The sequence below is a fragment of the Mesorhizobium captivum genome (genome assembly GCF_033977165.1).
Classification (GTDB): Bacteria; Pseudomonadota; Alphaproteobacteria; order Rhizobiales; family Rhizobiaceae; genus Mesorhizobium; species Mesorhizobium captivum.
This window is the reverse complement of the sequence record NZ_JAVIJB010000015.1, coordinates 1-21,676: the sequence shown is the minus strand read 5'-3', so window position 1 is coordinate 21,676 and position 21,676 is coordinate 1. Positions and strand designations below refer to the sequence as shown.

Annotated in this window: 19 protein-coding genes; 13 read left to right on the top strand and 6 right to left on the bottom strand. The window is 65.2% G+C overall.

Annotated features, from left to right (window positions below):
• Window positions 1-265: 265 nt before the first annotated feature.
• From RFM40_RS14820 to RFM40_RS14795, 6 genes are all read right to left on the bottom strand, one after another.
• Window positions 266-532 (bottom strand): GCG_CRPN prefix-to-repeats domain-containing protein, encoded by a 267-nt coding sequence (locus RFM40_RS14820; RefSeq protein ID WP_320277732.1) that lies wholly within the window; start codon window positions 530-532, stop codon window positions 266-268.
• An 86-nt stretch (window positions 533-618) separates the two neighbouring features.
• Window positions 619-2,202 (bottom strand): indolepyruvate oxidoreductase subunit beta family protein, encoded by a 1,584-nt coding sequence (locus RFM40_RS14815; RefSeq protein WP_320277731.1) that lies wholly within the window; start codon window positions 2,200-2,202, stop codon window positions 619-621.
• Entirely contained in the window at window positions 2,195-4,348 is a 2,154-nt protein-coding gene (locus RFM40_RS14810) for an indolepyruvate ferredoxin oxidoreductase subunit alpha (RefSeq protein ID WP_320277730.1), read from the bottom strand. The genes RFM40_RS14815 and RFM40_RS14810 overlap by 8 nt, the downstream gene beginning before the upstream one ends.
• Window positions 4,349-4,396: 48 nt before the next feature.
• Window positions 4,397-4,879 (bottom strand): MarR family winged helix-turn-helix transcriptional regulator, encoded by a 483-nt coding sequence (locus tag RFM40_RS14805; RefSeq protein ID WP_126096391.1) that lies wholly within the window; start codon window positions 4,877-4,879, stop codon window positions 4,397-4,399.
• Window positions 4,879-6,450 carry a phytoene desaturase family protein gene (locus RFM40_RS14800; protein ID WP_320277729.1) on the bottom strand — a complete coding sequence of 524 codons (1,572 nt, stop codon included), beginning with the start codon at window positions 6,448-6,450 and terminating at the stop codon, window positions 4,879-4,881. Before RFM40_RS14800 ends, RFM40_RS14805 begins: the two co-directional genes overlap by 1 nt.
• 348 nt (window positions 6,451-6,798) lie before the next feature.
• Window positions 6,799-7,590 carry a cyclase family protein gene (locus tag RFM40_RS14795; RefSeq protein ID WP_320277728.1) on the bottom strand — a complete coding sequence of 264 codons (792 nt, stop codon included), beginning with the start codon at window positions 7,588-7,590 and terminating at the stop codon, window positions 6,799-6,801.
• A 119-nt stretch (window positions 7,591-7,709) separates the two neighbouring features.
• Between RFM40_RS14795 and RFM40_RS14790 the strand changes: the two genes are divergently transcribed.
• The 13 genes from RFM40_RS14790 (at window position 7,710) to RFM40_RS14730 (ending at window position 21,495) form a co-directional block, all read left to right on the top strand.
• Window positions 7,710-9,284 (top strand): phytoene desaturase family protein, encoded by a 1,575-nt coding sequence (locus RFM40_RS14790; protein WP_320277727.1) that lies wholly within the window; start codon window positions 7,710-7,712, stop codon window positions 9,282-9,284.
• A 113-nt stretch (window positions 9,285-9,397) separates the two neighbouring features.
• Complete coding sequence (locus RFM40_RS14785; protein WP_320277726.1) at window positions 9,398-10,924, top strand: ABC transporter substrate-binding protein; 1,527 nt, start codon at window positions 9,398-9,400, stop codon at window positions 10,922-10,924.
• A gap of 70 nt (window positions 10,925-10,994) precedes the next feature.
• Window positions 10,995-12,002 carry an ABC transporter permease gene (locus tag RFM40_RS14780; protein ID WP_320277725.1) on the top strand — a complete coding sequence of 336 codons (1,008 nt, stop codon included), beginning with the start codon at window positions 10,995-10,997 and terminating at the stop codon, window positions 12,000-12,002.
• Window positions 11,995-12,843, top strand: coding sequence for an ABC transporter permease (locus RFM40_RS14775; RefSeq protein ID WP_320277724.1), 849 nt, complete (start codon window positions 11,995-11,997; stop codon window positions 12,841-12,843). The genes RFM40_RS14780 and RFM40_RS14775 overlap by 8 nt, the downstream gene beginning before the upstream one ends.
• Complete coding sequence (locus RFM40_RS14770) at window positions 12,840-13,718, top strand: ABC transporter ATP-binding protein (protein ID WP_320277723.1); 879 nt, start codon at window positions 12,840-12,842, stop codon at window positions 13,716-13,718. Before RFM40_RS14775 ends, RFM40_RS14770 begins: the two co-directional genes overlap by 4 nt.
• Window positions 13,711-14,535 carry an ATP-binding cassette domain-containing protein gene (locus RFM40_RS14765; protein WP_320277722.1) on the top strand — a complete coding sequence of 275 codons (825 nt, stop codon included), beginning with the start codon at window positions 13,711-13,713 and terminating at the stop codon, window positions 14,533-14,535. The genes RFM40_RS14770 and RFM40_RS14765 overlap by 8 nt, the downstream gene beginning before the upstream one ends.
• 79 nt (window positions 14,536-14,614) lie before the next feature.
• A complete protein-coding gene (locus RFM40_RS14760; protein ID WP_320277721.1) occupies window positions 14,615-15,214 on the top strand; it encodes a VOC family protein in 600 nt (199 codons plus the stop codon).
• Between the two features lie 137 nt (window positions 15,215-15,351).
• Window positions 15,352-17,646: a bifunctional salicylyl-CoA 5-hydroxylase/oxidoreductase gene (locus RFM40_RS14755; protein ID WP_320277720.1), complete on the top strand. Its 2,295-nt coding sequence runs from the start codon at window positions 15,352-15,354 to the stop codon at window positions 17,644-17,646.
• Window positions 17,643-18,416, top strand: coding sequence for an SDR family NAD(P)-dependent oxidoreductase (locus tag RFM40_RS14750; RefSeq protein WP_320277719.1), 774 nt, complete (start codon window positions 17,643-17,645; stop codon window positions 18,414-18,416). The genes RFM40_RS14755 and RFM40_RS14750 overlap by 4 nt, the downstream gene beginning before the upstream one ends.
• Window positions 18,410-18,874: a MarR family winged helix-turn-helix transcriptional regulator gene (locus tag RFM40_RS14745; protein WP_059189765.1), complete on the top strand. Its 465-nt coding sequence runs from the start codon at window positions 18,410-18,412 to the stop codon at window positions 18,872-18,874. The genes RFM40_RS14750 and RFM40_RS14745 overlap by 7 nt, the downstream gene beginning before the upstream one ends.
• Window positions 18,871-19,683, top strand: coding sequence for an enoyl-CoA hydratase family protein (locus RFM40_RS14740; RefSeq protein WP_320277718.1), 813 nt, complete (start codon window positions 18,871-18,873; stop codon window positions 19,681-19,683). The genes RFM40_RS14745 and RFM40_RS14740 overlap by 4 nt, the downstream gene beginning before the upstream one ends.
• Window positions 19,684-19,914: 231 nt before the next feature.
• Window positions 19,915-21,063, top strand: coding sequence for an acyl-CoA dehydrogenase family protein (locus RFM40_RS14735; protein ID WP_320277717.1), 1,149 nt, complete (start codon window positions 19,915-19,917; stop codon window positions 21,061-21,063).
• A gap of 36 nt (window positions 21,064-21,099) precedes the next feature.
• Window positions 21,100-21,495 (top strand): RidA family protein, encoded by a 396-nt coding sequence (locus RFM40_RS14730; RefSeq protein ID WP_320227453.1) that lies wholly within the window; start codon window positions 21,100-21,102, stop codon window positions 21,493-21,495.
• Window positions 21,496-21,676: the final 181 nt, after the last annotated feature.

Here is a 21,676-nt window from a genome sequence, read left to right as displayed (position 1 = left end):
CAGACCCTAGAATCCATTCCGTGACGTTGAGACGTCGCCGCAGTGCAGAATTCTGCTCCGCTGCATCCCTCGGCTAGAGTCACGGAATGGATCCTCGGGTCTCCGCGTCCGCTTCGCTCCCGCTCCGCCCGTGGATGACGAAGCTGAGAAGCTTCGGCCAATCACGAACATTTCCGCGAAGCTCAACGAAATGAACCGTTGTGCGTGAAACTCAACAAAAAACGCCCGCGCCGTTCCAGCGCGGGCGGTCATCCCCAGAAAGCGATCACCAGCTCCAATGTCCAGGGTGCCAGCGGTGGTGATACCAGAAGCCGGGATGCCAATGGCGCCCGGGCCGGATGAACCGGCGACCGTTCGGCACGCATCTGCCCCAGCGGTTCACGTGCCAGCCGGGACCGCAGCGCCAGCCGACACTCTCGACCGGCAGCGGCGCGGCGCTCGGCTTGGCCATCGGCATGGCCTGCGCGCCGGCGCCGGCCAGCATCAACGTCCCGGCGGCCAACGCGATGGGCAGAAAATATCTGGTAAGCATAAGGTTCGTCTCCGTGATTCATCCCTACCGCCGTGAAACGGCGGACAGTGGCGAAATCCGTCGGAGCGAGGTGGATCACATGTTCGTTAGCGGCCGGCGTCTTCGTTGAGCGTCGCCACCGTCTTCAGCGCGCCGTCGAGCATGTCGCCTTTTTCGTCCTTCAGCGCCGCCTCGCGCAGGCGGCGGATCCAGTCGGCGGCATCGTCGCGGCCCTTGAGCATGGGAAGCGCCGACAGCACGCGGTCGAATTTCGACTGGGCGCGGGCGTGGGTGTCGCTGTAGCCCTTGATCAGCCGGCGGCAGTTCAGGATTTCCGCGCCGAGCGCATAGTTTTCGCGCGCATGGGCGAGCGCCAGTTCGTACCAGCGCTCCAGGTGCTCGACCTCCACCTTGTGACGCAGCAGGCGGCGGCGCCAGCGGCGCAAGCCGCCGATGAACCAGAGCATGGCGAAGCCGGAAAAACCATCGGTGCGGATGTGGCGGCCGCGATTGATGCGGCGGTCGAGGAAGGCGGCGAGCTTCGGCCGGCTCTCGATGTAACCGCCGAGCCCCGCCGGCAGCGTGCCGCAGAATTCCTCGATGCGCGGATGGAAATATTCGGTCACCTGCAAGACCGAGCCTTCCTTGACGCCGACCTCCTTGCGCACCCGTTTGTCACGGGTGGAGCGCGTCTTGAGGTCCGCAACGCGGATCATGTCGTCATAGCACATCGCATTGGCGAGATGCTTTGCCGCCGCGATCGACAGCGCATAGCTGCGTTCCGCATTGTCCAATGCGACTGCCCTGTCCAGCCTGTCGAGATATTCGCCGCCATAGGCGATGTCCTGGAAGTCGACGACCTTTTTCAGGCCGCGTTCGGCCATATCGCGCACCGGTTCCGGCAGCGCCCCGATGCGGGCGGCAAGCTCCTGCCAGCCTTTCAGGAGAGTCTCCGGACCGCTGACCTTTGGTGCTGTCTTGCTCTCAGCGGCAGGTTTCGCCGCCGCCTTGTCGCCCGCCGTAGCCGCCGCGATGCCGCGCGCGCGGTCGTAAGCCGCGCCGAAGGCGGCAAGGCTTGCCTTGACGCCACGGCCGCCGGCACTGACCGCCTGCTCGTAGCTTTCGCGGGTGAAGGGCAGTGTGTCGGAACCAGCCAGCGCGCCGAGCAGACTGGCCGAGATCATGGTGCCGTTCTCGGCGGCGATCTTTTCCATGTCGAAGGCAATGAAGCGTTTTGCGGCGGCCTGCGCCGTTGCGTGCACCGTCTCCGACGACGCGCGGCCGTCGCCCGGCTCGATCTTCTCCGAGACGGCGGCGATGCGGTGCGAGGAGGCGATCAGCGTCGTGCGCTCGGGCGTGACGAAACCGCGGATGATGGCGCGGCCGGCCTCCATCAGCTCGGCGGCGATCAGGATGTCGACATCGCCCTGCGAGGGCGACAGCGCAAAGACCGGCAGCCGACCGGTGTCGCGAGCCATCTCGATATAGTAGATCGTCGCGCCCGTGCGCTGGGCGACGCCCGCCACCGAAGTCGATTGCGCGATGTAGCCGCTGCGCTCGGCGACATCGGTGATCCAGTCGGCGAGCACGCCGCCGCCCTGGCCGCCGACGGCGAGCACGGCGAGTTTTATCACCCGCTCGTCATCGGAGGGGCCGGCCTTCGGGCGCAAGGGCGAGGTCTGCTCAAGCATCGGCGAACATCAGGCGGTGGCTCTCGCGGCGGCGCTGCAACAGGTCGATCGCGGCGCGGCGCGCGCTTTCCAGGAAACGGTCCCAGCGGTTGGGATTGTGCACGACATCGGCGCGATAGAAGGACGGGCAGAGCACGGCCGCATCCGCCACCTCGCCGCAATTGCCGCAGCCGACGCAATTTTGGTCGATGCTGGCGACCGGATCGTCGCGCAGCGGATCGTCGAGCGTCTTCACCGACAGCGACGGGCAGCCGGAGAGCCGCATGCAGGCGTGGTCGCCGGTGCAGACGTCCTCGTCGACGCCGAATTTCGGCTTGACGATGCGCTCGCCGGATTTGATCGCCTTGTCGACCAGCGGCTTCTCGCGGCGCTGGCGGTTGAGCATGCATTCGGAGGAGGCGACGATGACTTTCGGGCCCTTCTCCTCGGTCGTCAGCGCCTCGCGCAGCGTCGCTTGCATCTTGCCGACATCGTAGGTGCGGTCGATATGGCGCAGCCATTTGACGCCCATGCCCTTCACCGCCTCGGTGATCGGATGCTTGGTCGACTTTGTGCGGTTCGAGGCGCGCGAGGACAGGATGTCCTGGCCACCGGTCGCGGCGGAGTAAAAATTGTCGACGATGACGATGACGCCGTCATTCTTGTTGAACACCGCGTTGCCGATCGAGGAAGTCAGGCCGTTGTGCCAGAAGCCGCCATCGCCGACGAAGGAGATCGAGCGGCGTTTTGCTTCCGGCGAGTTGAAGGCGGAAGCCGAGGCCGGCCCGAGCCCGTAGCCCATGGTGGTGGCGCCGAGCTCGAAGGGCGGCATGATCGAGAATAGATGGCAGCCGATGTCGGAAGCGATATGGTGCTTGCCGAGTTCCTGCTCGACCAGCTTGGTGGCGGCAAAGATCGGCCGCTCGGGGCAGCCGACGCAGAAGCCGGGCGGCCGGCCTGGAACGACATTGACGAGGTCAGCGGTGTCGACACCCTCGCCAAGCTTGTTCGGCGCGCGAACCTCGCCGGGCAACAGATGGGGGGCATAGGCCCGCAGGAAGGAGCCGATGCCGTCGAGCATTACCTGGCCGGTATATTCGCCGGCCATCGGCAGATGCTCCTTGCCGACCAGCTTCGTGCCGCGTCCGGCCTTGTGCAGCATGGCGGCAAAGGCCTGCTCGATATAGTTGGGCTGGCCTTCCTCGACTACCAGCACCGCCTGCTTGCCTTCGCAGAAGGAGAGAAACTCGTCGTCGAGCAGCGGATAGACGGCGTTGAGCACATAAAGCGACACGTCGGTGTCGCCATAAGTGTCGGCGAGGCCAAGCCGCTGCAGCGCGCGGATGACGGAATTGTACATGCCGCCCTGCATGACGATGCCAACCCAGCCGTGATCGGAGCCGAAGATCTCGTTGATCTTACGCTCGCGAATGAAGTCGACGGCGGCCGGCCAGCGCTTGGCGACCTTCTCCTTCTCATGCAGGAAGGAGGCCGGCGGCAGCACGATGCGGCCGGTGTCGCGACGCGGCGCGGCAAGCGCGTCGGCCACCGACATCGGCGGACGCTTGTTGTCCTTGGCGATGAAGTGGCCGTGGACGTGGCAGCAGCGGATGCGCACCTGCAGCATGACCGGCGTGTTCGACGCCTCCGACAGCTCGAAGCCATCCTCGACCGCCTTGACGATCGAGGGCAGGTTGGGGCGCGGATCGAGCAGCCAGACCTGGCTCTTCATGGCGAAGGCATGGCTGCGCTCCTGCATGATGGAGGAGCCCTCGCCATAATCCTCGCCGACGATGATCAGCGCGCCGCCGGTGACGCCGCCGGAGGCCAGGTTGGCGAGCGCATCGGAGGCGACATTGGTGCCGACCGTCGACTTGAAGGTGGCGGCGCCACGGATCGGGTAATGCACGGATGCCGCGAGCATGGCGGTGGCGGTCGCTTCGGAAGCGCTCGCCTCGAAATGCACGCCGAGCTCGCCCAGGATGTCCTGCGCGTCGGCGAGAACGTCCATCAGATGGCTGATCGGCGCGCCCTGGTAGCCGCCGACATAGCCGACGCCGCATTGCAGCAGCGCCTTGGTGATGGCGAGGATGCCCTCGCCGGCGAATTCCTCGCCGGCCCCTAACCTCAGCTTCTCGACTTCCTTGGCAAAAGACCGTTCGGCCATCTCTGCCTCCTTCCGTTGCCGCCGTAGTTGGCGGCGCGTACGTCAAACTCAAATGTCGTGCTTGCGGATGTTCTTCAGCATCTTCTGCAGAATCGCGATCAGCGCCGCATATTCGGCATCGTCGACGCCGTCGAACATCGCCTCGAAGGCGTCGTGCATGGCCGGCCAGGCGCGGGTGAATAGCGCGCGGCCGTCGTCGGTCAGGAACACATGGCGGATGCGGCTGTCGGTGACGCCCTGCTCGCGCCGCACCAGCCCCTGGCCTTCCAGCGTGTCGAGCGTGCGGCTCAGCGTCGATTGCTCGATCACCGTGTAGACCGACAGGTCGTTGACGGTGACGCCATCGGTGACCGAGAGCACGGCCAGCGTGCGCACCTGCGGAATGGTCAGGCCCTGCTTGCGGAAATCCTCGCGCAAGGTGGCGTTGTAGCGGCCCATGATGCGGTTCATCAGATAGGGCGCGAATTGCTGCAGGCCGATCTGGCCGAGGGTCGAGATGCGCTGGCGCTTTTCGGGAAGCTTCTGTTCCATCAGAGCCTCCCTGCCAAAAGGAAGCCGGAGCCGCCGCCAAGCCCGGCGCCCGGATGGGTCGAGGCGCCGATGTGGTAGAGGCCTTGGATAGCGGTCTCGTTGTTGCGGCTTGCCTTGAACGGCCGCCACAGCAAGGACTGATCGATCGTCGAAGAACCGCCATAGGGATCGCCGCCGACAAGGTTGATGTTCATCGCTTCGAGATCGGCCGGCGAATAGGCGCGGCGCGCGATCACCGTCCCCCGGAAGTCGTCGATGTGGTGGGCGAGGATCGCCTCGACCCGATCGGCAAAGGCTTCCCGCAACGCGTCGTTCCACTGTCCGTCAGCCGGTGTTTCCAATTGGCCCGCCGCATCGCCTTTGACAACGCGCGGCGCCTCGGGCAGTTGCAGCCACAGGATTGCCTTGCCATGCGGGCAGCGCGACGGGTCGAGCGCGTGCGGCTGACCGACGCAGACGGTCGGCACTTCCGGCAGCAGGCCGCGCACGGCTTCATTGCTGGCTTTCGACACGCCGTCGAGCCCCGGCGTCAGATGCAGTAGCGCGACCTTGTCGAGCCCCTCGCCGCGCCAGGCCGGCGGCTTGTTGAGCGCATAGTGGATCTGGAAGTTGCCCTTGCCGTAGCGATAGTCGCGCGTCGCGTCGACGTCGCGCTTTGGGGCCGCGTCGCCGAGCAGGCGGCCATAGAGCTGCGTCGGCGTGACCGAGCAGATGACGCTCTTCAATGCCATCAATGTCTCGCCGGAGGCGAGCCGGATGCCGGTGGCACGGCCCCCCTTCTGAACGATCGAGGCGACGTCGGCGTTGACGCGGATGGCGCCGCCGCGCTCCTTGATCAGCGCCTCGAAGGCGGCGAGCAAGTTCTTGGCGCCACCCTTGACGATCGGCGCGCCGGCCGCCTCCAGCGCGAAGGCGATGACCTTGGCGATCTGGCCGGAAAAAGCGTCTTCCGGGCCGAGCCCGGCATGCAGCACCCAAGGCGCCCAGAGCGCTCTTACCGTGTCCGACGTGTAGCCGGTCTCGAGCCAGCCGCGCGCCGGTACCAGCGCCTCGCCCAGGAAGGCGGCAAGGTTGCGCGGGCCGCGCCGCCAGGCCTCGCCGGCCATGAGCTTGGTCGTCGGATAGGACCAGAGCGCGCCGCCGAGCAGGCCGAACAGCAGCCCGGCATTGCGTTCGATGTCGCCGACATCGCCGCCGTGGCGATCGCCGTCGCCGGAGGCCATCCGGTTCAGCGCCGCGATGTTGGCGGCGCGGTCGGTGGTGAGCACGGCATGGCTGCCGTCGGGCCTGAGCACGCCGGTGGGCAAAGCTGTGTGGCAGAACTCCAGCCCGTGTCTCGCAAGGTCCTTGCCAAGTGCTGCATAGGCCGGCGAGGTGATGAACAGCACGAAGGTCGTCGCCATCACGTCATGGACGAAGCCCGGCGCCGTGATCTCCTCGGTGCGCATGCAGCCGCCGATGCGGTCGTTGCGCTCGAGCACGAGCACGCTCGCGCCCTTGGCGCCAAGCAACGCCGCGCAGACCAGGGCGTTGATGCCGCTGCCGATGATGATGTGATCGGGGGCGGTCATTGAAGGGTGCTCCGTGTCGGTGGTCGGTGGAGCTTAATGGCGTAGGCTTGCGTTCCTTCGCGCCCCCCTCTGCCCTGCCAGGCATCTCCCCCTCTGAGGGGGAGATCAGCTTTCATCGCGGCTTTCGCCAATTGTCCACGTCGCAGGATTGAACAGGGCGCCAAAGCTGCCAATCTCCCCCCTTGTGGGGGAGATGTCCGGTCCACCCTCCGCAGCTGCAGCGCAGCTGCTGCGGAGGACGGGCAGGACAGAGGGGGGTGAGCGCCAGCGCTGCAAGGCTGCCACCCCATACCCGTCATCACTCCATTGCCCACGAGCATGATCTTCTCCCGAAGACCGCCGCCGCGCCTATTTGCCCGGCACCAGCGCCAGCGCGCGGATCGGGCTGCCGGTGCCGTGCTCGATCTTGAGCGGGGCGGCGATCAGGATCGCGCCTTTCGGCGGCAGCTGGTCGAGATTGCAGAGGCTGGCAAGCCCATAGCGGTTGGCCTTGTGCATCAGCGTGTGCGCCGGGAACGGCGGCTCCATGCCGCCGGCCTTGCCGGCATCGGTGCCGATCGTCTCCGAGCCCCAGCCCTTGATGTCCTTGGCTATCAGGAACTGGATGGCTTCGGCCGTCGGTCCGGGCGTGTGCGGGCCGGTCTCGTTGGCGTTGAGGAACTCGGCTTCGGAGCCGTTGCGCTTGTACCAGTCGGTGCGCATCACCACCCACTCGCCGGGATTGATCGCGCCATGCTTGGCTTCCCAGGCCTTGATGTGGTCGACGGTGAGCAGAAAATCGTGATCGGCGGCGGCTTCCTTCGAGCAATCGATGACATTGACCGGCCCGACGAAATTCTGCGCCGGAATGGTGTCGGTGGCGCCGTCCGGATAGTCCTTGCCGGTGATCCAGTGCTGTGGCGCGTCGAAATGCGTGCCCGAATGCTCGCCGAGCTTCAACCAGTTCCAGGCCCACCACGGGCCGTTCTTGTCAAACTTGGAAATGGCGTGGATCTCGATCTTCGGCGTGTCGACGGCGAGTTCCGGCGGCAGCTTGATCAGCGGCGTGTTGGGCCCGAGCGGCGCCGTCAGGTCGACCACCTTGATGGCGCCCGAAAGCAGCTGGCCGGCGACCTCGCCGAGAAGTTTTTGCGTGTCCATGGTCTTTGTTCCCTCTGTTCGTGACGATCAAGGCTCGTTGCGGCCCTTAATATCCTACTAGACGAAAACATATGCATCTGCAATTATCTTTAAGCATAAAGCATTTTTTGGGGCAGGGCGTGAGCGAGTTCGACGCCATCTTTGTCGGAGCGGGCCACAACAGTCTGGCCTGCGCCGCGCATCTGGCGCTCAAAGGCTGGAAAACAGCGATTTTTGAACGCAGCCAGACAATCGGCGGCGCGGTCCGTACGGGCGAATACACGCTTCCCGGCTTCCGGCACGATTTCGGCGCGATGAATCTGAGCCTGTTCGCCGGCTCGGCCTTCCATCGGAAATATGCAAATGAATTGAAAAGCCACGGGCTGGAATTCGCGCCGGTCGCCGATTGTTTCGCCAGCGCCTTCCCGGACGGGAAATGGTTCGGCGTCAGCAATGATCTCGAAAGGACCGCGTCTCGGCTGGCCGCCGTCTCCACGGCCGATGCCGCCACATGGCGCCGGCTGGTCGGCGCCTTCCCTGGTGAGGCCGAGCACCTGTTCCGTCTGCTGGGCTCGCCAATGAGCGGCCGCGCGCTTGCCGGCACGGTCTGGAACCTGTGGCGCAAGAAGGGCATCGCCGGAGCGCTCGACACCGGGCGGCTGTTGCTCTCGTCACCTCGCGCGTGGCTGGAGGAGAATTTCGAGACGCCGCACGTCAGGACCACGCTCGCCGCCTGGGGCATGCATCTCGACTTCGCGCCCGACATCGCCGGCGGCGCCGTGTTCCCTTATCTGGAATCGATGGCCAACCAGAGTTTCGGCATGGTGCTCGGCAAGCGCGGCGCCGACACCATCATTCGCGCGCTCGCCGGCATGGTCAAAACGGCCGGCGGCAAGATCATGACCGGCGCGGACGTGGCGGAGATCACCGTTGCCGGTAACCGGGTGACCGGCGTGCGGCTGGCGTCGGGCGAAACCCATGTCGCGGACAAAGCCGTCATTGCCGGAGTCGCGCCGAGCGCCCTTCCGGGCAGGCTGCTGCCCAACGGCTCCGGTGACGCCGCCTTCGACAAGGCGATGAAGAAATTCCGCCATGCGCCGGGCACGATGATGATCCATCTGGCGCTTGACGATCTGCCGGACTGGAGCGCCGGCGCCGAGCTTCGCCGGTTCGCCTATGTGCATCTCGCGCCTTCGCTCGACGCCATGTCGCGCACCTATCAGCAAGCGATGGCCGGCATGTTGCCCGACCAGCCTGTGCTGGTCCTCGGGCAGCCGACGGCCGTCGATCCCTCGCGGGCGCCCGAAGGCAAGCATGTGCTGTGGGTGCAGGTGCGCATGCTGCCGGCAGAGATCCTTGGCGACGCCGCGGGCAAGATCGCGCCCGGTCCTTGGGATGCGATCAAGGACGCCTATGCCGAGCGTGTGCTCGACATCATCGAGAGCTACGCGCCGGGCCTGCGCCAGAAAATCCTCGGCCGCGCGATCTTCTCGCCGATCGATCTCGAGCGCGAGAATCCGAACCTCGTCGGCGGCGACCAGATCTGCGGCAGCCACCATCTGGCGCAGAATTTTGTCTTCCGCCCGGCGCCCGGCTTCGCGCGCTGGAACACGCCGGTCTCCAATCTGTACCTCATCGGCGCCGCGACATGGCCCGGCGCCGGCACCGGTGCCGGATCGGGCTTCATGCTCGCGCAGCAACTGGGAGGACATTGAGCCGAAGAATTCCAGGATGGACAAGGCGCGGTTGCCCACCAAACCTACCGAATGAAAAAACGCCGCGCGGACAATGACAGTCAAAAAATGGACAACCAACAAGGGGAACGACCATGACCATCAACAGACGCGATTTGCTCGGATACGGCGCCGCGGCGCTAGGCGCGGCAACGCTCGGTCTGCCGAAGGCAGCAAAGGCGGCGGACGAGCTCACCATCGCCTACAACGTCAACCTGCCCTCCTGGGATCCGACGACCGGGCCTTCGGCGGTGAATCCGACCATCCAGGGCCTCTACCAGTCGGTGTTCGACCAGTTCATCCCGCAGAAGCCGGACCTCTCCTTCACGCCCGGCCTGCTCACCGAATGGGGCTGGAACGACGACCGCACCAAGGTGATGATGACGGTGCGCGACGGCGTGAAATGGCATGACGGCTCGCCCTTCACCGCCGAGGACGTTGTCTGGTCGCTGCAGCGGGCGGGCGACGAGAAGACGGGCAATCCGATCCAGTTCGTCTGGAAGAACGTCAACAACTTCAAGTTCGACGGCAACAAGATCACCGGCGACGTCGTGCAGTTCGACCCGGTCTATTTCAAGTGGATGTCGTTCCTGACCGGCTACATCATGCCGAAAGCCTACTACGAGAAGGTCGGCGCCGAAGGTTTTGAAAAGGCGCCGATCGGCACCGGCCCCTATATGGTCGACAAGTTCGAGCGCAACGCCTTCCTGCGGCTCAAGGCTAATCCGCACTATTGGGGCACCAAGCCGGCCTTCGAGAATGTGACGGTCAAGTTCGTCACCGACGCGGCGAGCCGCGTCGCCGAAATCGAATCCGGCTCCTCGCAGGTGACGCTCGAAATCCCCTATGAGGAATATGACCGGCTGATCGCCAAGGACGGGCTCGCCGGCTCGATCAAGAACGTCTCCGACATCGGCATGATCTTCTTCAACGACATCGATGCGATGCTGGACAAGAACGTCCGCCAGGCGGCCGTGATGGCGGTGGACAAGGAGCTTCTGGTCAAGCGCCTGCTGCGCGGCTACGGCCAGCCGATCGCGACGCTGGAGACGCCGGAATACGCGGCCTTCGATGCCTCGATCAAGGTCGACCACAATCCCGAGAAGGCCAAGGAATTGCTCGCCGCTTCCGGCTATTCGCCGAAGAAGCCGGTGAAATTCACGATACAGACGACCAAGGGCTTCAAGCCCAAGGACTACGAGATGATCCAGGCCATCGTCGGCATGTGGCGCAAGGTCGGCATCGAGGCCAATATCGAGGTCTACGAGATCGCCAAGCATTACGAGCTGCGCGCCGCCGACAAGCTGGCGCCGGCTGCCTTCTACAATTGGGGCAACGCCATCGGCGATCCGACCACCTCGACCGGCTTCGCCATGTACGGGCCGAGCCCGCATTCGGTGTGGGACAGCAAGGACCTGGTCGACATGATCAACCCGCTGTGGGGCGAGAAGGACGAGGGCAAGCGCATCGCCGGCTGGAAGGCGGTCGACAAATACATCGCCGAGCAGGCCTATGTGCTGCCGCTGATCCAGTATGCGCAGCCGATCGTGCACTCGAAGAAGGTCAATGTCGTGCAGCATGTGTCCGGCGCGCTGCTGCCGGCGCTGATGACCCCGGCCTGATCGTCGGCCTTGGATTGCCGCGCGCGCCGTCCGCAAGACGGCGCGCATTTTCATCCGGGCATATTGGCAGATGCTGCTGCAGAGATTCCTCGTTCGCATTTTGACGATGCTGGTGACGCTGTTCGGCGTCGCCATCGTCGTGTTCGTCGTCATCCGCGTGGCGCCGGGCGATCCGATCGCCATGATGCTGCCGCCCGGCGCCAGCAATGACGACATCGCGCGGCTGCGTGCGCTCTATGGGCTCGACAAAAGCATCGTGCAGCAATTCTTCATCTGGCTCGCCGGCGTTCTGCATGGTGATTTCGGCACCTCGATCTCGCTGCGCCAGGACGTTCTCGGGCTGGTCTTCAACCGGCTGCCGGCGACGCTGGAGCTTGCGACCGTCGCGCTGCTGATGGCGATCGTAATTGGTGTCACCGCAGCGATCTTCGGCGCGCGCTCGCGCGGCACGGCGGTCGAGGCCGGCATCGACATCGCCAGCGGCGCTACACTTTCCATCCCCGATTTCCTGTGGGGCCTGGTGCTGATCCTGCTGTTCGGCGTGCTTGTCCCCGTGTTCGACATTTCCGGGCGGGTGTCGCCGCAGCTCGACCTGCCCTTCGCCACCCAGTTCTATCTCGTCGAGAGCTTGCTTCGGCTCCGCTTCGATCTCACCTGGGACCTGCTCAAGCACATGCTGATGCCGGCCGTGGCCTTGGCGCTGCCGCTGGCGGCGATCATCGCGCAGCTCCTGAAACAGTCGCTGAAGGAAGTGCTCGATCTCGACTATGTCGTGCTGGCACGGGTGAAGGGTTTTTCGGAAACGCAGGTCATCCTGCGCGAGGCGCTGAAGAATGCGGCGCTGCCGACACTGACGCTGGTCGGCGTGCAATTCACCTTCCTCATCGGCGGCACGGTCATCGTCGAGCGGCTGTTCTCCTATGAGGGCCTCGGCAACATGGCGATCGATGCCGTCATCAATCGCGACCTACCACTGATCCAGGGCATCGTGCTGGTCTTCGCGCTGCTCTTCGTGCTGATCAACCTTGCCGTCGACATGATGTATGCGCTGCTCAATCCGAGGCTGCGCCATGGATGAGGCCCGCACCTCGCGACGTGGCTTGAGCCCGCGGCTGTGGCTGGCCGGCGGCTGGCTGCTTATCGCGCTGCTTGCCGCAGTCTTCGCACCGCTCATCGCACCGCAGGACCCGCTGGCGCAGGACCTGATGCTGGAGCGCCTGCCGCCGTTCTGGCTGGACGGCGCCGAGCCCGGCTATTGGCTGGGCACCGACAGCCTCGGCCGGGATCTGTTGTCGCGGCTGATCTTCGGCGGCCGCATCGCCTTCATCGTCGCTTTCGCCGCTGCGGCGTCCGCCTGCCTCGTCGGCTCCGCGCTCGGGCTGATCGCCGGCTATTTCGGCGGCTGGCCCGATCGCATCATCTCGCGCATCGTCGATGTGTGGATGGCGTTCCCGCCGGTGCTGTTCGCGATCCTTTTGGTCGCAGTGCTGGGCACGGGCCTGAGCTCCGTCATCATCGCCATCGCCGTCATCGACTGGACGCGCTTCTGCCGGGTGATCCGCGCCGAGGCGATGAGCCAGGCGCGCATGGATTATGTCGAGAGCGCGCGCATCGCCGGCTATGGCCGCATCGGCATCATGCTGCGCGAGGTGCTGCCCAACGTACTGCCGTCGGTGGTGGCGCTGCTGTCGCTTGAGATGGGCATCGCCGTCATCGTCGAGGCGATCCTCTCCTTCGTCAATCTGTCGATCTCCACCGACGACCCGACCTGGGGCGGCGTCATCGCCGAAGGTCGGCTGTCGATCCATCAGGCCTGGTGGGTGCTGGTCTTCCCGCTGGTCACGCTGATCCTCACCGTGCTTTCCTTCAGCCAGTTCGGCGAAGGATTGAAAGCGCGTTTCGATCCGGTGCTGCGATGAGCGCGTGCCTCGAAATCCGCCGCTTGAGCGCCGTGCTGCCTAATGGCCGGCGCGTGCTGCGCTCGGTCTCGCTCACCCTCCAGCCGGGCGAGGTGCGCGCTCTGGTGGGCGAGAGCGGCGCCGGCAAGACGATGATCGGCAAGGCGGTGCTCGGCGTCCTGCCGAAGAGCGTGCGCATCGTCGAAGGCGAGATGCTGATCGAGGGCGAGGATCTCGGCCGGCTCGATGCCAAGACACGACGGAATTTGATCGGCGCGCGCACGGCGCTGATCCCGCAGGACCCGCTCACCGCGCTCAACCCGTCGCGCCGCATCGGCCCGCAGATGACCGACCGGCTGGTGCGCATCCTCGGCTGGAGCGGCGAGAGGGCCGATCAACGCATCCGCCAGTTGCTCGACGAAGTGCAGATCCGCGACCCCGAGCGTGTGCTGAAAAGCTATCCGCACGAGCTTTCCGGCGGCATGCGCCAGCGCGTGCTGATCGCGGCGGCGTTCGCGGCGGAACCCAGGCTGATCGTTGCCGACGAGCCGACGACGGCGCTGGACGTGACGGTGCAGAAGCAGATCCTGCGGCTGATCGCGCAATTGCAGCGCGACCACGGCACGGCGATCCTGTTCGTCACCCACGACCTCGGCGTGGTCGCCAAGATCAGCCAGAAGGTTTCGGTGCTTTATGCCGGCAAGGTGGTCGAGGAGGCCGAGACCGCGGCGCTCTTCGCATCACCGCAGCATCCCTACACGCGGGCGCTGATCGCTGCGACGCCGCGCTACACCGATCCATACGCCTCGCTGAAGCCGGTGGACGAGACCGTGCTGGCAGGGCTCACGGCCGAGATCACGGCCGCCGACAAGGATTGGAGGCCAGCCCATGGCTGAGCCGCTGTTTTCCGTGCGCGGGCTGAAGGTGGCGCTGCCCGACATGACGCGCAAGCCGCTGATCGGCCGGGCGCCGCTGGCCGAGATCCTCAAGGGGCTCGATTTCGACCTGCCGAAGGGTTCGGTGACCGGCATCGTCGGCGAATCCGGCTCGGGCAAGTCGACGCTCGGCCGCGCGCTGGTCAGGCTGATCGAGCCGAGCGCCGGCTCCATCAGCTTCGAGGGCCGCGACATCAGCCATCTCTCGGAAGCTGAGCTCATGCCGCTGCGCCGCGACCTGCAGATGATCTTCCAGGATCCGATGTCGTCGCTCAATCCGCGCCATACTATCTTCAAAATCGTCGCCGCACCGCTCAGGCAGAACGGGCTTGGCGACAGGCTGAAGGAACGCGTGGCGGAAGCCTTGCAGCGCGTCGGCCTGCCGCAGAATTTCGCCAGCCGCTACCGACACGAGCTGTCCGGCGGGCAACGCCAGCGTGTCGGCATCGCACGGGCACTGGCGCTGTCGCCGAAATTCGTGCTGGCCGACGAGATCGTCTCCGGCCTCGACGTCTCGACGCAGGCGCAGATCCTGACGCTGCTGGGAAAGCTCGCGGCCGAGATGGGCCTGACCATCGCCTTCATCAGCCACGATCTTTCGGTGATCCGGCGGCTCTGCCAGCAGGTCATCGTCATGCGCGAAGGCAGGATCGTCGAATCGAGCGCTACCGACGCGCTGTTCGAGAACCCGAAGGAGGCCTACACGCGCGACCTGCTCGCCGCCATTCCGCTGCCCGAGATCGACGCGGACTGGCTGCGGCCCAAGGCGCCGGCATGAAGTGAGCTTCGATATCCGCATGCCGACCAGCGGGCCCGGACATGCGCGATGACAAGTCAGCCCGCCAACGGAGGGTGACATGAAATACGCAATCCAGGCGGCGATCTTCGCAGCCACTTTGTTCGGATCGATGGGAGCGACCTCGGCCGACTCGATCCCCGGCATGCGCGGGCACGACCATACCGGCGTCACCGTGCCCGACATGAAGCAGGCCGTCGATTTCTTCACCAATGTCGTCGGCTGCAAGAAGGCGATGTCCTTCGGTCCGTTCGCCGACGACAAGGGCACCTTCATGCAGGACCTGCTCGGCGTCGATCCGAAGGCGGTGATCGAGGAGATTACCATGGTCCGCTGCGGCAGCGGATCGAACATCGAGCTGTTCAAATACACCGCACCCGACCAGAAGGATTTGACGCCAAAGAACAGCGACATCGGCGGCTTCCACATCGCCTTCTATGTGGACGACGTTGCGGCCGCGAAAGCCTATCTCGAGGCCAAGGGCGTCAAGACCAGACTGGGGCCGCTGCCGGTGAAGGAAGGGCCGGCCGCTGGCCAGACCATCCTCTATTTCCAGGCGCCTTGGGGCCTGCAGCTCGAAGCGATCAGCTATCCTCAAGGCATGGCCTACGAGAAGGGTGCCGAGACGGTGCTGTGGAGTCCGAAGGATCCGACCAAGTGAGCTGATTCGCGATGCGCACCAGCAATTGTTCAATTATAAAACTTCAAGCTTGAAATAATTGCCTTCTGGCGCGATACTGACATCCGGAACCATCGGCCTTGCCGGCGGTTCCGGATGCGAAGAGGAGATCGCAAGACATGAAGGTTGCGGTTCTCGGCGGCGGACCGGCCGGACTCTACTTTGCCATCTCGCTGAAATTGCGCGATGCCGCGCATGAGGTGACGGTCTACGAGCGCAACCGTCCGGACGACACGTTCGGCTGGGGCGTGGTGCTGTCGGCCGAAACGCTGGAGAACCTGACCAGGAACGACCCGGTCAGCGCCGTCTGGATCAAGAAGCATTTTGCCTACTGGGACGACATCGCCGTCATCCATGACGGCGTGCGCACGTTGTCCTCCGGCCATGGTTTCTGCGGCATCGGCCGCAAGCGGCTCTTGATCCTTTTACAGCGGCGGGCGCGCGAGCTCGGCGTCAAGATGATGTTCGAGACCGACATCTCGGACCCCAAGCCCTTCATGGAAACGCATGATTTGGTGGTTGCGGCCGACGGGCTGAACTCGAAGTCGCGCGCGGCCTTCGCCGATGTCTTCAAGCCCGACATCGACACCCGCAAATGCAAGTTCGTCTGGCTCGGCACCACGCAAAAATTCGATGACGCCTTCACCTTCATCTTCGAGAAGACGGAGCATGGCTGGGTGTGGGCGCATGCCTACCAGTTCGACAGCGAGACCGCGACGTTCATCGTCGAATGCAGCGAGCAGACTTGGGCTGCCTTCGGCTTCGGCCAAATGACGCAGCAGGAATCGATCGCGGTCTGCGAGCGCATCTTCAAAAAGCATCTCGACGGCCATCCGCTGATGACCAACGCCAACCACATTCGAGGTTCGGCCTGGATCAGCTTCCCGCGCGTGCTGTGCGAGCGCTGGTCGTACAATAACCTGGCGCTGATGGGCGATGCGGCGGCTTCGGCGCACTTCTCGATCGGCTCCGGCACCAAGCTTGCGCTGGAAAGCGCCGTCGCGCTCGCCGACTATGTCGAGTCCGAGCCCGACCTCGAAGCCGCCTTCCGCAAATACGAGGATGCCCGGCGCACCGAGGTGCTGAAGCTGCAGTCGGCGGCGCGCAATTCGCTCGAATGGTTCGAGGAAGTCGAACGATATCTCGGACTCGATCCAGTTCAGTTCAACTATTCGCTGCTTACCCGCTCGCAACGCATCAGCCACGAGAACCTGAGACTTCGCGACGCCGAATGGCTGGCGGGCGCCGAGGAATGGTTCCAGCGCAAGGCCGGCGCCGGCGGCAATTTGCTGCGCCGCGCGCCGATGTTCGCGCCGTTCAGGCTGCGCGACATGACGCTCAACAACCGCATCGTCGTCTCGCCGATGGCGCAGTACAAGGCGGTCGACGGCTGCCCCACTGATTGGCATTTCGCCCATTATGCCGAGCGCGCCAAGGGCGGCGCGGGGCTGCTTTATATCGAGATGACCTGCGTCAGCCCCGAGGGGCGCATCACGCCTGGATGCCCAGGCTTCTACAAGCCCGAACATGAGGTCGCCTGGAAGCGCCTGGTCGATTTCGTCCATGCCGAGACCGAAGCGAAAATCTGCGCCCAGATCGGCCATTCCGGCGCCAAGGGCTCGACCCGCCTCGGCTGGGAAGGAACGGACGAGCCGCTGCCCTCCGGCAACTGGCCGGTGATGGCGCCGTCCGCGATCCCGTGGTCGCCGCAGAACCAGGTGCCGAAGGCGATGGACCGCGCCGACATGGACGTTGTGCGCAATCAGTTCGTCGCGTCGGCGCAGATGGCCGAGCGCTGCGGCTTCGACATGCTGGAGATCCATGCCGCGCATGGCTATCTGCTGTCCGCCTTCATCACGCCGCTGACCAACAGGCGCACCGACGACTATGGCGGCTCGCTTGAAAACCGCATGCGCTATCCGCTGGAGATTTTTCACGCCGTACGGGCCGTGTGGCCAGCGCAGAAGCCGATCTCGATGCGCATCTCCGCCAATGACTGGGTGGGCATCGAAGGCGTCACGCCCGCCGACGCGGTCGAGATCGCCAGGCTGCTGCATGAGGCCGGCGTCGACCTCTGCGACGTCTCGGCCGGCCAGACCACCATCGCCGCGAAGCCGGTCTATGGCCGCATGTTCCAGACGCCGTTCTCCGACCGCATCCGCAACGAGGTCGGCATGGCGACGATGGCCGTCGGCAACATCTACGAGCCAGACCATGCCAACTCGATCCTGATGGCCGGACGCGCCGACCTTGTGGCGCTGGCCAGGCCGCATCTCACGGATCCCTACTGGACGCTACATGCGGCGGTGACGCTCGGCGACCGCGGCGTCAAATGGCCGGATCCCTATCTGCGCGGGCGCGACCAGATCTACCGCCTGGCCGAACGCGAAGCGGCGGCGGGGCTGAAGGTATGAGCGCGGCCCAAGCAATCGCCGGCAAGCATGCCCTCGTCACCGGCGGCGGCTCCGGCGTCGGCAGGGCAACCGCGCTGGCACTGGTGGAAGCCGGTGTGAACGTCACCATCTGCGGACGGCGCGAAGAAGCACTCGCCGAGGTCGCGAAGGAGAACGACCGCATCTTCGCGATCGCCGCCGATGTCACCGATGAGGCAGAGGTGGCGACCCTCTACGAGAAGGCCGAGGCGGCGCGCGGACCGTTCGACATCGTCGTCGCCAATGCCGGCATGGCCGGCAGCGCCCCGGCGCACAAGACCGCGCTGGTCGACTGGCGGCGGACACTCGACGTCAACCTGACCGGCGCTTTCCTAACGGTGAAGCCGGCGCTGACAGGCATGCTGGCGCGCAAGCAGGGGCGCATCGTCTTCGTCGCCTCGACCGCCGGCCTGAAAGGCTACGCCTATGTCGCGCCTTACGTCGCGGCCAAGCACGGCGTCGTCGGGCTGATGCGGGCTTTGGCCGCCGAGACCGCCAAGTCAGGCGTGACGGTGAACGCAGTCTGCCCGGGTTTCGTGGAGACCGACATGCTGGAAGAATCCGTCCGGCGCATCGTCGAGAAGACCGGGCGTTCCGCCGATGACGCCCGCGCGAGCCTTTCAGCGATCAACCCGCAAGGGCGTTTCATCCAACCGGAGGAAATTGCGGCGGCGGTACTCTGGCTGTGCAGCGATGCCGCGCGATCGATCACCGGACAGGCGATCTCGGTCTCGGGAGGCGAGACATGGTAGCGGGGCCGACATCCGCCGGACCGGGCAAGGACAGGCTGCGCCTATGGATACGCTTGCTGCGCGCTTCGCGCACGATCGAGGCCGAGTTGCGAGAACGGCTGAAGAAGGAGTTCGACACCACGCTGCCGCGCTTCGACGTGATGGCGGCGCTCTACCGGTCGCCGGAAGGGATGCTGATGAGCGACCTGTCGCGCTTCCTGTTGGTGTCGAACGGCAATGTGACGGGCATCGTCGACCGGCTGGTTTCCGAAGGGCTGGTGACACGGGCGCGCCGCAATGGCGACCGCCGCACCTCGATGGTGCGATTGACCGAGGAAGGCTCGAAGTCTTTCGCGGCAATCGCCGCCGCGCATGAGAGCTGGGTCGGCGAACTGCTCGGCACTGTCAGCGAGGACGAAGCAAGGCGGCTCACCGGCATGCTGAAATCGTTCCGCAGCAATTGGGAGGGACGCGAATGAGCGCCATGGCCAAGCTCAAGCCGAAGCACTTCCTCTGGGAGATCGAAGGCAAGGTCGCGAAGGTCCGGCTCGACCGGCCGGAGCGCAAGAACCCGCTGACCTTCGACAGCTATGGCGAGCTTCGCGACACGTTTCGCGATCTCGTCTATGCCGAGGATGTCGACGCCGTGGTGTTCCTGCCCAATGGCGGCAATTTCTGCTCGGGCGGCGATGTCCACGACATCATCGGACCGCTGGTCAAGATGGACATGAAGGCGCTGCTCGCCTTCACGCGTATGACGGGCGACTTCGTCAAAGCGATGCTCAACTGCGGCAAGCCGATCATTTCGGCGGTCGACGGCGTTGCGGTCGGCGCCGGCGCCATCATCGCCATGGCCTCCGACATCCGCATCGCGACGCCGCAGGCAAAGACGGCGTTTCTGTTCACCCGCGTCGGGCTTGCCGGCTGCGACATGGGCACCTGCGCGATCCTGCCGCGCATCATCGGCCAAGGCCGAGCGGCGGAGCTGCTTTATACCGGCCGCACGATGAGCGCGGCCGAAGGCGAGCGCTGGGGGTTCTACAACCGCCTCGTCGAGCCCGCCGCGATCGAAGCCGACGCCCTGGACATGGCGGCGCGCATCGTCTCCGGGCCGACCTTCGCGCATGGCATCACCAAGACGCAGCTCAACCAGGAATGGTCGATGGGCCTCGACCAGGCGATCGAGGCGGAGGCTCAGGCACAGGCGATCTGCATGCAGACCAGCGATTTCGAACGGGCATACAAGGCGTTTGTGGCCAAGGAAAAGCCGGTGTTCGAGGGGAATTGAGGATGGGTGCGTTACCAGACACGATGGTGGGACAGCACCCCCCTCTGTCCTGCCGGACATCTCCCCCTCAAGGGGGGAGATTGGCAGCTTGGCCGCGGGCTCACATCCTGCAGCGTTGGCGATTGGCGAAAACGACAATGACAGCCGATCTCCCCCCTAGAGGGGGAGATGTCCGGCAGGACAGAGGGGGGCGCCGTAGAGCGCAAACCTCGCACAACTGCGGAGGCAGACATGCCTGACCGCTCCTTCCTCAACTGGCCGTTCTTCGAAGACCGCCATCGCCTACTGGCCGAACAGCTCGATGCCTGGTGCGCAAAGAACCTGCCGGTCGATCACCACGACGTGGACGGTGCCTGCCGCGAGCTGGTGGCGAAGCTTGGCCGCGACGGCTGGCTGCAGCCGACGGCGCTCGACCCGGACGAGCCGGGGCCGCTCGATGTGCGCACGCTCTGCATCACACGCGAAACGCTGGCGCGCCATGACGGGCTCGCCGACTTCGCCTTTGCCATGCAGGGGTTGGGCACCGGCGCGCTTACCCTGTTCGGCACGCCGGACCAGCAGCGCTGGTTGGCAAAGACACGGGCCGGCCAGGCGATTTCCGCTTTCGCGCTCTCGGAGCCACGCTCGGGGTCCGATGTCGCCAATATGGAAATGTCGGTTGTCCGCGACGGCGACGACTATGTGCTGTCGGGTGAAAAGACCTGGATCTCCAATGGCGGCATCGCGGACCTCTACGTCGTCTTCGCCCGCACCGGCGAGGCGCCTGGCGCCAAGGGTATTTCCGCTTTCATCGTGCCCGCCGACGCCAAGGGCCTTGGCGTTGCCGAGCGGCTGGAAGTGATCGCCCCGCATCCGCTGGCGCGGCTTTCCTTCGACAATGTCCGCGTTCCGGCTTCCGCCCTGATCGGCAAGCCCGGCGTCGGTTTTCGCATTGCCATGTCGGTGCTCGACGTCTTCCGCTCGACGGTGGGCGCCGCGGCACTCGGCTTCGCGCGGCGCGCGCTGGATGAAAGCGTCAAAAGGGCGGCCGAGCGAAAACTGTTCGGCGCGCCGATGGCCGAGCTGCAAATGGTGCAGGGCCACATCGCCGACATGGCGCTGGATGTCGACGCCGCCGCCTTGCTCATCTATCGGGCCGCCTGGACCAAGGACATGGGCGCCGCGCGGGTGACGCGCGAGGCGGCGATGGCGAAGCTGTTCGCCACGGACAAGGCGCAGGAAGTGATCGACAAGGCGGTGCAGCTGCATGGCGGCGACGGCGTGCGCAAAGGCCACATCGTCGAGAGCCTCTATCGCGAGATCCGGGCGCTGCGCATCTATGAAGGCGCCTCGGACGTGCAGAAGGTGGTGATCGCCAGGCAGGTCATGGGTGCGGCATGACATCCTTGCGAACCGCATTTGAAATGGGGGCTGGACATGCACACGATCCTGCAGCCTGAAGGCTGGGCCAAACCGATCGGCTATGCCAATGGTGTCGCCGCTCGCGGGCGGCTGGTTTTCATCGGCGGCCAGGTCGGCTGGAGCGCCGAGTGCAAATTCGAGACCGACGACTTCGTCGGCCAGGTGCGCCAGGCGCTCGCCAACATCGTTGCGGTGCTTGCCGAAGCAAGTGGCGAGCCTCGGCACATCACCTCGATGACCTGGTATTTCACCGACAAGGCCGAATATCTCGCCAACCTCAAGGGGATCGGCGAGGCCTACCGCGCGGTGATCGGCCGGCACTTTCCGGCAATGGCCGCCATGCAGGTGATGGCACTGGTCGAGGACCGCGCCAAGGTCGAGATACAGGCCATGGCGGTCATTCCGGAGTGAGGTTCTGCTCGGCTTGGTCGGCATCCCCAGCGGCAAGCAATCCACCCAATGCCCACCTTGGGCTGCCAATCTTCGATGTTGGCGCCACGCGTAGCGGACAGCCCTCTTTCTCCCCGTTAACGGGGAGAAATGCCCGGCAGGGCAATGAGCGACTATCTGAGGTGTCAAGTTGCATTTGCGA

What these genes read in the sequence shown, in the direction of transcription:
- RFM40_RS14735 (WP_320277717.1), top strand. Translation starts at nt 19,915, where the DNA reads ATGCCTGACCGCTCCTTCCTCAACTGGCCGTTCTTCGAAGACCGCCAT.
- RFM40_RS14740 (WP_320277718.1), top strand. Translation starts at nt 18,871, where the DNA reads ATGAGCGCCATGGCCAAGCTCAAGCCGAAGCACTTCCTCTGGGAGATC.
- RFM40_RS14785 (WP_320277726.1), top strand. Translation starts at nt 9,398, where the DNA reads ATGACCATCAACAGACGCGATTTGCTCGGATACGGCGCCGCGGCGCTA.
- RFM40_RS14795 (WP_320277728.1), bottom strand. Translation starts at nt 7,590, where the DNA reads ATGGACACGCAAAAACTTCTCGGCGAGGTCGCCGGCCAGCTGCTTTCG.
- RFM40_RS14750 (WP_320277719.1), top strand. Translation starts at nt 17,643, where the DNA reads ATGAGCGCGGCCCAAGCAATCGCCGGCAAGCATGCCCTCGTCACCGGC.
- RFM40_RS14755 (WP_320277720.1), top strand. Translation starts at nt 15,352, where the DNA reads ATGAAGGTTGCGGTTCTCGGCGGCGGACCGGCCGGACTCTACTTTGCC.
- RFM40_RS14745 (WP_059189765.1), top strand. Translation starts at nt 18,410, where the DNA reads ATGGTAGCGGGGCCGACATCCGCCGGACCGGGCAAGGACAGGCTGCGC.
- RFM40_RS14775 (WP_320277724.1), top strand. Translation starts at nt 11,995, where the DNA reads ATGGATGAGGCCCGCACCTCGCGACGTGGCTTGAGCCCGCGGCTGTGG.
- RFM40_RS14760 (WP_320277721.1), top strand. Translation starts at nt 14,615, where the DNA reads ATGAAATACGCAATCCAGGCGGCGATCTTCGCAGCCACTTTGTTCGGA.
- RFM40_RS14820 (WP_320277732.1), bottom strand. Translation starts at nt 532, where the DNA reads ATGCTTACCAGATATTTTCTGCCCATCGCGTTGGCCGCCGGGACGTTG.
- RFM40_RS14780 (WP_320277725.1), top strand. Translation starts at nt 10,995, where the DNA reads ATGCTGCTGCAGAGATTCCTCGTTCGCATTTTGACGATGCTGGTGACG.
- RFM40_RS14810 (WP_320277730.1), bottom strand. Translation starts at nt 4,348, where the DNA reads ATGGCCGAACGGTCTTTTGCCAAGGAAGTCGAGAAGCTGAGGTTAGGG.
- RFM40_RS14815 (WP_320277731.1), bottom strand. Translation starts at nt 2,202, where the DNA reads ATGCTTGAGCAGACCTCGCCCTTGCGCCCGAAGGCCGGCCCCTCCGAT.
- RFM40_RS14800 (WP_320277729.1), bottom strand. Translation starts at nt 6,450, where the DNA reads ATGACCGCCCCCGATCACATCATCATCGGCAGCGGCATCAACGCCCTG.
- RFM40_RS14805 (WP_126096391.1), bottom strand. Translation starts at nt 4,879, where the DNA reads ATGGAACAGAAGCTTCCCGAAAAGCGCCAGCGCATCTCGACCCTCGGC.
- RFM40_RS14770 (WP_320277723.1), top strand. Translation starts at nt 12,840, where the DNA reads ATGAGCGCGTGCCTCGAAATCCGCCGCTTGAGCGCCGTGCTGCCTAAT.
- RFM40_RS14765 (WP_320277722.1), top strand. Translation starts at nt 13,711, where the DNA reads ATGGCTGAGCCGCTGTTTTCCGTGCGCGGGCTGAAGGTGGCGCTGCCC.
- RFM40_RS14730 (WP_320227453.1), top strand. Translation starts at nt 21,100, where the DNA reads ATGCACACGATCCTGCAGCCTGAAGGCTGGGCCAAACCGATCGGCTAT.